The organism is Pseudomonas fluorescens, from assembly GCF_902497895.1.
GTDB classification, from domain to species: Bacteria; Pseudomonadota; Gammaproteobacteria; order Pseudomonadales; family Pseudomonadaceae; genus Aquipseudomonas; species Aquipseudomonas fluorescens_BP.
In genome coordinates, this window is record NZ_CABVHQ010000107.1 from 1 (window position 1) to 10,168 (window position 10,168).

A 10,168-nucleotide genomic window follows, 5' to 3' on the forward strand; every position below is an offset into this window, starting at 1 on the left:
ACTTTCTCTGACCAGTCTGAAGATTCTGTCTGAAACAAACGCATGCCGCCGACTCGCAACAAAGGCAAAATCGCCACTGCCATGCCGATAAAACCAATTCCCCCGAGCCAGTGCAGCATCGAGCGCCAAATCAGTAATCCTGGTGACGCGGTATCCAGCCCCGTCAAAATCGTCGAGCCGGTGGTGGTGATGCCGGACATCGTTTCAAAAAATGCATCGGTATAGCTGATGTGACGGATGAGCACCATCGGCAAAGCCGCAAAGGCGCAGACGACAACCCAACTGGCCGTGGTCAACAGGTACATATCTCGTGAACGAAGTTGGGCAACCTCTGGACGCCCGCGAATAATCAGCGCCAGCCCACAGACGAACGTGATCAGGCTCGACCATAGAAACGCCGACAGATCATCACTGCGGTCATAAACCACCAGTGTAAACATGGGAATCACCATGCTCACGGCCAACGTGATCAAAAAAATACCCAGGATAAATCCGATAAGCTGCAGTACTGCAATGGACATAAAAGACGCCTGGCTGATGAGCACCGCACAGTATCAATTGACTCAATATGGCTGCCCGTAAAATTTACGTAAAATTCACCGATGGAACTGAGTCCATCTGATCGACATTAGCCATCTGCGTGAACGCTTAGCCAAAGCGTCGCGACTGACCATGTCTGCGGTCACTGTGGACCCCTGAGCTTCTATTCCTGTGACATATGGCCCGCGGGACCGGTTGAAGTGATCCGGACGACATACTGTGAGCTGCGACTATTTCTATGCCGCGCGGCACCGGAATCGTCGGCTATAACGTACAAACAGCGGTCGATACCCAGCACCATTTGATCGTTGCGCATGAGGTCACTAACGTCGGCTCCGACCGCGATCAACTCTGCTCGATGGCCAAGCAGGCCCGCGAGGCGATGGCGTCAGAAACGTTGTGGGTAGTGGCTGACCGAGGTTACTTCAAAAGCGAAGAAATCCTCGTGTGTCGAAATGCAAACATCACCGCCTATGTGCCCAAACCGATGACCTCCGGAGCCAAGGCTGATGGGCGTTTCAATAACGACGCCTTCATCTATGACGCGGTGAAAAACGAATACATCTGCCCAGCCGGACAGACGCTAATTTGGCGTTATTCCACCGTTGAAAAAGGCCTGAAGTTGTACCGTTACTGGAGTTCCAAATGCCAAGGCTGCTCACTGAAATCGCAATGTACACCGAGCACGGAGCGGCGAGTCCGGCGCTGGGAGCATGAAGCAATACTTGAAGAAATGCAGAGCCGGTTGAGCAACGCGCCGGAGATGATGCGAGTCCGAAAACGGACGCTTTAGCATCCCTTCGAGACGCTCAAACAATGGATGGGTGCGACGCACTTCCTGACCCGAAAGCTTGCCGGGGTGAGTGCCGAGATGAGCTTGAACGTGCTCGCCTACAACCTGAAACGGGTCATGAAAATCATCGGCACCACTAGCTTGATGAAGGCGATAACGGTGCAAAAACTGGTATTTTTACCCATCTAAAGGAATCTAAGAGGCTGCTAAGCCGTTTCAACTGTTCTTGGAAACGTTCGGGCCTTGATCAGTTACAAAACCTGAGCACGGTCTCCTTGCGTCGCTATAGAAAAACTGATTTAGAGTTTTTACACACTCTCGGCCGGTTGCTGCCTCTCACGGAAGCCGGGTACACCACCGGCGTGGTGGTGGAGTTTCCGTCATGAGCGCGCGGCGTCACTTTCTCCGACCAGTCTGAGGGCTCAACACCGTCCTGTTTAATATGGCCAACTCCCAGTACCAAAAGGGATGGCATCAACTCATGCCCAGCCAGTTTGGTAGAACCAGTGAGATCCAGGGTACGTAGGTAATCAGGATCAGGAACAGCAGTAATATCATTAGCCAAGGCATGGCTGCTTTTATGGTTGCAGGCAAAGTCATACCTGTCACAGCGGAGGTGACGAACAGATTCAGACCCACCGGTGGCGTGATCAAGCCGATCTCCAGATTGACCACCATGATGATGCCAAGATGAATCGGGTCGATGCCGAGCTTCATTGCAATGGGGAAGAGGATCGGTGCCAGGATCAGGATGATGGCCGAGGGTTCCATAAAGGCGCCTGCAATCAACAAAACAATGTTCACTACTAGCAAGAAGGTCACCGGTGTCAGACCCGCTTCGATGACCCAGGCGGTGATTTGCTGTGGTAATTGTTCGGTGGTCAAAACGTGGGCAAAGAGCATGGCGTTCGCAATGATGAACATCAGCATGATGCTCAGCTTGGCAGAGTCCAGCAGGACTTTAGGTGCTTCACGAAACGTCAGATCCTTGTAGACGAACAAGGCGATGAATGCTGAATACACGGCAGCCACAGCCGCAGCCTCAGTCGGGGTAAACATCCCGGAGTAAATGCCTCCCAGAATAATGAGCATCAGCAATAGACCCCAGATCGCCTGGCGAGCTGTGCCAAGTAATTCGCGGAGCGTCGCACGCGGCATGGCGGGCAAGTTTTTCTTAACGGCAACGATGTAGATCGCCACCATCAGCGCAAAACCCAGCAACAAACCGGGTATCACGCCCGCCATGAATAATTTGCCTACGGAAGTTTCGGTGGCGGCGGCGTAGACCACCATCACGATCGAGGGTGGTATCAGGATGCCCAAGGTTCCGGCATTGCAGACGATCCCTGCGCCAAATGCTTGCGGATAACCTGAGCGGACCATGCCGGCAATGGCAATGGAACCTACTGCCGCCACAGTAGCCGGGCTGGAGCCGGAAAGGGCAGCAAACAGCATGCAGGCCAATACTGCGGCAATGGCCAGACCACCACGGATATGACCGACGCAGGCGTTGGCAAAGTCGATTAGCCGTCGTGCGACGCCACCGGTGGTCATGAAGGCGCCCGCAAGCAGGAAAAACGGAATGGCCAGCAGTGTGTAGTGCTCCGACGTCTCGAACAGTTTGATCGCCAGAGAACGTACGGAGTCCGGACTGAAAAAAACGATGGTCATCGAGCCTGCCAATCCCAGGGAAATAGCAATGGGGATGCCCATGAACATCAGTACGAACAGTGTCGTGAACAGGAAGGCAATGGTCATTACTTGTCATCCTCGTGTTCGGTCAGCTTTATTACATCAGCGGCTTCATCGGCCAGGCCCAGGCCGGTCTGACGGTTTTGCAGGATGCGCACGAGAATTTCAGCGAAGCGGATGAATACCAGTGCGAAACCTAAAGGGACAATCAGCCCTATGTGCCATTGCATGATGCCGAAGTGGCCCAGGTCCTCGGCACCTATACCCGCGATCCTCAGGGTCTGGATCCATTCGAAGCTGGCAACGCTGAGCAGTCCGGCATAGGTCAGGCAGCAAAGACAGGCCATAATGCCAATGCGCTTTTGGACCGATTTGCTGGCGAGCCTTACCAGAGCGTCAACGCCGATATGACCGGCCGTGCGCACTCCGTAGGACAATCCGAAAAAGATCAGCCAGCCAAACAGAGCTTTGGTTAGTGAAGTGCTCCAGGTCATGGCCTGAGCCATCGTCATGACCCGGTCGCCCATGGCGAACAGCGGTTCGCTAGCGCCTTCCCAGCTCTCGGCAAGCCGGTAGAAAAGGGTATATAGGTTGTTAAGGATGACGTAGACGAACGTTACCAATGTCATGGCGGCCAGGAGGAAGACGATGAAACTCTCCTCGAAGTGTTCCCAGATGCGCCGAAGGGCATTCATGGATGGCATCTCCTGTAGCGTGATGACCGGCAGATGTTGCCATGGTGGCAGCACCTGCCGACTAATCATTGAGTCTTGTTAGCGGCTTCGGCTGCAGTGATCAGCTCAGGGCCGATATCGGCTTCGAATTTTTTCCAGACCGGCTTCATCGCGACTCGCCATTGCTCGCGTTGCTCAGGTGTCAGGATGATGATTTCGGTGGTCTTGGCCGCGACGATGCTCTGCTTGGCATCCTGGTTAAGCTGCTCGGCCTCTTTGTTCACTTGGGCGGTGACCTCAACCAGGATCTTGTCCAGCTCGCTGCGAATATCCGGCGACAAACCATTCCAGAACTTGGTGTTGGTGATCAGCATGTAATCAAGCACACCGTGGTTGGATTCGGTGATGTATTTCTGCACTTCATGCATCTTCTGGCTGTAGATGTTCGAGTAGGGATTTTCCGCACCGTTGACTACACCGGTCTGCAACCCCTGATACACCTCGGCAAAGCTCATCTTGCGCGGATTAGCACGCACGGCCTTGAATTGCTCTTCGAGCACGGCAGAGGCTTGCACCCGGAACTTCTGGCCACGGGCATCACCGGGAACACGCAGCGGTTTGTTTGCGGATAGCTGCTTCATCCCATTGTGCCAATAGGCCAGGCCCGTGATGTTTTTGCTTTCCATGGACTTGAGCAGCCCTTGGCCCTGCGGGCTCAGCTGGAAGCGGTCAACGGCGGCGATGTCGTCAAACAGAAAAGGCAGATCGAACAGCTGGACGGTCTTTGTATACTGTTCGAACTTGGCCAGTGACGGTGCAATCATTTGTACGTCCCCAAGCAGCAGGGCCTCCATCTCCTTGCCGTCACCAAACAACGAGGAGTTAGGATAGACATCGACCTTGACCTTGCCGGGCAAGCGTTCCTCTACAAGCTTCTTGAACAGCAATGCGCCTTGTCCCTTGGGAGTCTGCTCGGCAACCACATGTGAGAATTTGATGATCACCGGAGCTGCCGCCATGACCGTGATCATAGTGCCCAGGGCAAGGGTACAGACGATTGCTTTGCATATGGATTTGAACATTTAGGGAGATTCCTCTTGTTTTAGTTTTTCGTACAGTTCCCTGCTCAGAGGCGCATTCGTACGGTGGACAAGAGCAAGTCTAGGCAGAAAACGGGCGCCTCGGTGGCCAGCGTCGCGATGAGCCACGGCATCAATGCCAATGTCGTACGCAAATGGTTACCGCGTTATTGGGACCAACAACTCACAAATTTGCCAGCGTTTGATACTTTGATACTGGAACCGCAAATTCAGGCTGGGCCGCAGAATCCATCAGCATCGAGTTTCCGTGCGGGCGAAAAACGTTGACAGTTAAATGGCCTGCGTCCGGTCCCGAGGGCTGTGCCCGGTTCATTCGCGGACTGACGCAATGATCCGCATCGACTCCATCCCACGAAAGCGGTGCCCTGAAGATCCATTGGGAATCGCTCTACACACTCCCAAACGCCTCCCGGAAGTATGGCCCAAGCGTTTCAAACCAAAGGGAGCGGCTCGAGCCCAAGGAGTACGCTTACAACGAAGAGAAACTGGGCGAAGCGGTATACGACGGACGGTTGGTTAACGATTGCCCGGCGAGCTTCAAGTACCGCTGGCGGGGGCTGCTGCAACTCACAGGAAAAAAAGGCTACCGCGATATTACGATCTGGCTGCAATAGTGGCTGCCGGCTGCCCCGGATTTCGTTATAGATCGCGCGCGGTGCTCAGCCCTGATTGGTGCCTGCACGTTGCCGCGGCAAAATGGAATGCGAGCGGTTGCAACAAGTACGCAGATCGGGACAGCGTCACCGAAGTGATCGAAGCCATCAACGGTGGAACGGTCGGCTTGGACGAGCGCAAGGACTGGACGAAGAAGACGCGGAAAATCTGATTTTGAATGACCGGCGCGCCACGCCATAAAGACGGGAGACCGCTAATGAGCAACCGAAGCAATGCTGCGATGTTGAGCTTTGATCCGGCGTTTGCGTCGTTGCGCGATGGCCTTTCGGTCGCTCAGCAGATTGGCGACACACTTTGGGTGGCCAACGACGAAACCACGAGCCTGGAACGCCTGAAAATCCAGGTTGCTGCGCCGGGCGGCGTCGTAAGGTGTGATGAGCACCAATCGTTTCAGCTTCTGGAGTATCTGGATCTGCCCCTACCGAAGCAAGACGCCGAGATCGATATCGAGGGGTTGGCCTATACCCATGACAGTGGTTACCTCTGGATGGTGGGCTCCCATAGCCTGAAGCGAAAGAAGGCCGAGGCCGGCACTCCTGCACAGAAGAATATCCAGCGCCTATCGACGGTAGAGGCAGACGGCAATCGCTTTCTGCTGGCCCGCATCCCTGTGGTACGGCAGAACGACGGCTATGCACTCGCCAGGAAGGTGGACGCCGACGGACGTACGGCGGCGCAGCTACATGGCAATGAGGTCGGTAACGACCTGACCACGGCAATTGCTGAAGATCCTCAGCTACGCGACTTCCTGAGTATCCCGGGTAAAGACAACGGCTTCGATATCGAAGGGTTGGTGGTGATCGGCTCGCGTCTTCTGCTAGGGCTGCGTGGACCGGTTCTTCGCGGCTGGGCTGTGTTGCTGGAGATAGAACCTGAGCTGAACGACGCCTCGACTGACACGCTGGTGCTTAAGAAGATCGGTCCGGATGGACGCCGCTACCGCAAGCACTTCTTCGCGCTAAATGGCCTGGGCTTGCGTGACCTGTGCACTAGCGGTGACGATCTGCTGATCCTGGCGGGTCCCACCATGGACCAGGACGGTCCGGTAACGGTCTTCCGCTGGCGCGGCGGTTTCGCGTCCGACGAGGAAAGCGTGGTCTTTACGGATCAATTGGAGAAGGTGCTGATCCTCTACGACTCCGCGGCGGAGAGTCGTAAACACGGCGATACGGATGTGGAAGGGGACCTGTTCATCCTGAATTAGCCACGCACCTCGACGTCATCGCGGCCTGTCGATCAGCTTGCATCGTTCACACGTATTGCAATCAGGGATGGTCACTATGAACAGAACGTCTTGTTGACGACCACCATCTTCCCTGTACTTCTTGTCCTTCTCGTATCCATGATTTCGGCCACAGACCGGTTGCCTCGCCGGGGCCTTCTCCAAGGTTAGGACACAGCGCCGGATTCGTCGAAAGATAGCCGCGTCATCCGTCGGGCTGCGGATGAGCAGAAAAAGGGACGGATTCATTTTTCATATTTTTCACGGACTGACTGTCTGTATATGGACTCCTCCTCATTGCAAGCCCCGTTGCTTTGGCGCCCGTGCCGACTGCACACGTATATTCGGCGTCTAAATACGGCATCGTTCCGATGCAGGTCCAATGATGGGCTATTCGCGCGCCGGCTCCCGATCGCTTTTTCGTGCTTTTCGCACTTGGACATTCGAGGGTTTTGCCATGTCGCCCGGTTGCCCGCTGGTGCCGTGGCCAACTATGCTGAAAACCACTTTGTCGTGTCCGGCTGTAGCCAAAGTAACTGACACAACCTGTGGCCAGGGCGACATTGCGAGTTTTCAAAGCTTGTGCTGCTTCTTGGGCTTGGGTTGGTGACATACCAATCAGGGCGCAGAACAGCGCATCCCAGCGACGCACCACTCGACTTATAGCCAGTATTCCCAGAGTCGCGCCATCTGCTCTTTGGCTCTCACAGCGAGCGAGCGTCGCTGCCACTTTTCCAGCTTGATTTCGTTCGACTTGGCCAGATCAGCCATGAATGCCGCCTGCATCTTTTTTCCAAACCCGGTGCCCAGCACAACGACGTTAACTTCATCGTTGTGCAGGAAGCTGCGCCAGTCGAAGTTGGTGGAGCCGACACTCGACCACACGCCATCGATTACTGCAGTCTTGACGTGGAGTAGCGCGTCACGGCGTTCGTAAAGCTTGACGTTGGCCTTCAGCAAATCGCTGTAGTAGGCGCGTCCGGCATGGAGCACCAGCCACGAATCGGTGCTGCTAGGCAGCACCAGCTTGACGTCGACTCCACGTGCTGCCGCCTCCTTGAGTGCCGCCAGCAACTGAGGATCGGGCACAAAGTAGGCGTTAGTCAGCCATATCTCGGTCTGCGCGTTATGCAACGCCGAAATCAGCGTGGCATAGATCAGGCTAAACGGCTCATCTGGTGAGCTGCCAATGGCGCGCACCACCTCGCTGCCTTTGCGCTCAGGTGACGGAAAGTAGTGGCGAGCCGCGAGTGGTTCACCTTTCTGGGTAGTCCAGGTTCCGATGAACAGCTTCTGCAGTTCTGCAACCACGGGCCCCTCGACGCGCAAGTCGGTATCGCGCCAAGGCAAATCACCATTTGGGCGAGTCTTCGAGTGAGAGCTGAACGAGCCCCCCGAATAGACGCCGCTGATGTTGATCCCGCCGAGAAAGGCAATACGGCCGTCCACTATCAGCAGCTTTCGGTGGTCGCGCTGGTTCACGTCCCAGCCCGCGTTGGCCGTCACCGGATTGATTGGGTTGTACTCCAGCACCTTGATGCCCGCGTCGGTCAATCGAGAGAAAAACGCTGATGGTGTTCCAAGGGTTCCGACGCTGTCACGGATCAGATTGACCTGTACGCCTTTTTGTTGCTGAGCGATCAGTGCGGCGGCGAAGCGCTGGCCGACCTCATCATCGTCGAGGATGTAGGTCTCCATGTTGATGTGGTCGCGCGCAGCTTCCACGGCTTTGATCATCGACTGGTAAGTGGTGGGGCCGTCCTGCAGCAAGTCGACTTTGTTTCCTTCCGTTAGTGGGCTACCGGTGATGGATTCTTCGATTGCGAGGTGCACATCGAAGATGTTGGTTTCTGCGCCGGTGGACTTAAGTCGGTCCAGAATGGCTTTGCTGCGCTCGGCTGACAGAGGTCCTTGTATCCCGTCGAGTTGCACGGGCGCAGAGGGAGCGCGAGCCATGTCGGGCACTATCCTCGGTAATGTACTGCAGGAAATCACAATTGCCAGGAGCACAGCCACGCACAGCACCAGAGGAATAAAAACACCCTTACATGTGGTTAGAATATTCATAAGGCCTTCTTGGCGAGGACGGTGATAGCGCTCAATAATCTAAAAACTTCGCTGTGCACCTTGCCAAAAAGGGCGTAAGCGCTCAGTCCGGGCGTCTTGCTTATACGCAAGGCGCCCTGGTAGAGGGGCTACCCTTTGGAGCGTGTTTCAACGGCGCAGACGCGGCACGCTTCAAAAGATCAAAGCCCTTGAAGGACAAGCTTTCAGCGCTTGATCAGGGAAACCTTCGTTCCCTCAATGCTGACTCCAGCCTTTAACCCTTGCTGCCAATGATGCCGTCGCGAGGAAGATCGATAGGAAGAACCGCATTGACTGAGTCATTTTCGTACTCCGACAAGGGAGCATTAGATGGGAGCAGCAGTCAGCGCCTGCGCCAGACAGGATCCGAACCTACTGAAAGTTATCCGGCGCACCCTAAAGTGTGTGAATTGCAAGCTTCGCTCTTGAATGAAACAGGGCCAAGGCATTTAATGAGTCGCGATGCCATCACTTGTTTCGACCACAGTGTAAGGGGCGGGTTCGTTGTCAGAGGCTGCTTTTTGCCGATTCCTGTCTATTACGTCTGACAGAAATCGGCAAAAAAAGAGATCGTCGTGGCGTGCTGTGAACGTGCTCCGGCCGAGAGCACTTTTCATGTACTGATGCGCCTGTGCGCCAGGACTGAGTGGCTGCCCAACCTAAATGGAAAACCATACTTGTGTGGGCCTAGGTCGCCATCACTCGCCCGACGCCCAACTGCCGATTTAGCGCTTGATCAGGGAAATCTTCGTTCCTTCGATGCTGACCCCCGCCATCAACCCTTGCTGGTCAAAGATGAACGCGTACGCGTCGTCTTTCAGCGTCGAGCTGGACAGGTTCTTCGCAATCCCTTCATCAACCACAACAACTGTTGGCCCTACGCCGATTTCCCAACCCTTGGTTTCACCTACATATTTCACAGCTTTTTCGGTCATCAGAAAAACCACATAGCCATACGACTGGGCGCCTGCCTGTAGCCCCCATGACCCGCTAACGGAGTTGTAATAATCTGCTACTTTCGTGCCCTTCATTAATACGCCTTCGCCATAGCTGCCGCCGAATACAAGACCCGCCTTGATGATTTTCGGGAAGACAAGCACAGCTTTGGCTTTGTGCGAGATGGTTTCGGAAAATGGAGTGGCCTTGTAGAGAGTTTGCAACGCTTGCCGAGAGTCGGCATTTAGATCCTCGGCGGTGGCCGCTCCTGCATTGTTTAGGAGACTAGCCGATGCCAATGATGCAGCCGCGAGGAAGATCGATAGGAAGAACCGCATTGATTGAGTCATTTCCGTACTCCGATAAGGGAGCATTGGATGGGAGCAGCGGTCAACGCCTGTGTCAGACAGGAACCGAACCCACTGAAAGTTATCCGGCGCACCCTAAAGTG

General features: G+C 55.0%; 9 protein-coding genes and 1 pseudogene. 4 read left to right on the forward strand and 6 right to left on the reverse strand.

What is annotated here, in order from left to right:
* On the reverse strand, nt 1-521 hold a 521-nt coding region (locus tag F8N21_RS28950), incomplete at its 3' end, for a potassium transporter TrkG (protein WP_150645392.1).
* Between the two features lie 263 nt (nt 522-784).
* Here F8N21_RS28950 and F8N21_RS28955 point away from each other — a divergent pair.
* Nucleotides 785-1,522: pseudogene (locus F8N21_RS28955) on the forward strand (transposase); the annotation flags it as partial.
* A 285-nt stretch (nt 1,523-1,807) separates the two neighbouring features.
* Here F8N21_RS28955 and dctM read toward each other — a convergent pair.
* The 3 genes from dctM to F8N21_RS28970 form a co-directional block, all read right to left on the reverse strand.
* A complete protein-coding gene (gene dctM / locus F8N21_RS28960; protein WP_150645393.1) occupies nt 1,808-3,091 on the reverse strand; it encodes a C4-dicarboxylate TRAP transporter large permease protein DctM in 1,284 nt (427 codons plus the stop codon).
* The gene (locus F8N21_RS28965; RefSeq protein ID WP_150645399.1) at nt 3,091-3,720 is read right to left on the reverse strand and encodes a TRAP transporter small permease; all 630 of its coding nucleotides are present in this window, start codon (nt 3,718-3,720) and stop codon (nt 3,091-3,093) included. The genes dctM and F8N21_RS28965 overlap by 1 nt, the downstream gene beginning before the upstream one ends.
* Before the next feature lie 65 nt (nt 3,721-3,785).
* Nucleotides 3,786-4,781 carry a TRAP transporter substrate-binding protein gene (locus F8N21_RS28970; RefSeq protein WP_150645394.1) on the reverse strand — a complete coding sequence of 332 codons (996 nt, stop codon included), beginning with the start codon at nt 4,779-4,781 and terminating at the stop codon, nt 3,786-3,788.
* Nucleotides 4,782-4,844: 63 nt separating this feature from the next.
* On the opposite strand from F8N21_RS28970, the gene F8N21_RS28975 reads away from it, so the two are divergent.
* The 3 genes from F8N21_RS28975 (at nt 4,845) to F8N21_RS28980 (ending at nt 6,678) form a co-directional block, all read left to right on the forward strand.
* Nucleotides 4,845-5,066, forward strand: a complete 222-nt coding sequence (locus F8N21_RS28975; protein ID WP_150645395.1) for a hypothetical protein — start codon at nt 4,845-4,847, stop codon at nt 5,064-5,066.
* Nucleotides 5,067-5,454: 388 nt separating this feature from the next.
* On the forward strand, nt 5,455-5,625 hold the full coding sequence (locus F8N21_RS30645; protein ID WP_191624426.1) for a hypothetical protein: 171 nt from the start codon (nt 5,455-5,457) through the stop codon (nt 5,623-5,625).
* A gap of 45 nt (nt 5,626-5,670) precedes the next feature.
* On the forward strand, nt 5,671-6,678 hold the full coding sequence (locus F8N21_RS28980; RefSeq protein ID WP_150645396.1) for a DUF3616 domain-containing protein: 1,008 nt from the start codon (nt 5,671-5,673) through the stop codon (nt 6,676-6,678).
* 678 nt (nt 6,679-7,356) lie between these two features.
* Here the strand turns inward: F8N21_RS28980 and cls are convergent.
* Both cls and F8N21_RS28990 read right to left on the reverse strand, forming a co-directional pair.
* Nucleotides 7,357-8,763 carry a cardiolipin synthase gene (gene cls, locus F8N21_RS28985; RefSeq protein WP_150645397.1) on the reverse strand — a complete coding sequence of 469 codons (1,407 nt, stop codon included), beginning with the start codon at nt 8,761-8,763 and terminating at the stop codon, nt 7,357-7,359.
* A gap of 743 nt (nt 8,764-9,506) precedes the next feature.
* Nucleotides 9,507-10,067: a YSC84-related protein gene (locus F8N21_RS28990; protein ID WP_150645398.1), complete on the reverse strand. Its 561-nt coding sequence runs from the start codon at nt 10,065-10,067 to the stop codon at nt 9,507-9,509.
* Nucleotides 10,068-10,168 lie beyond the last annotated feature (101 nt).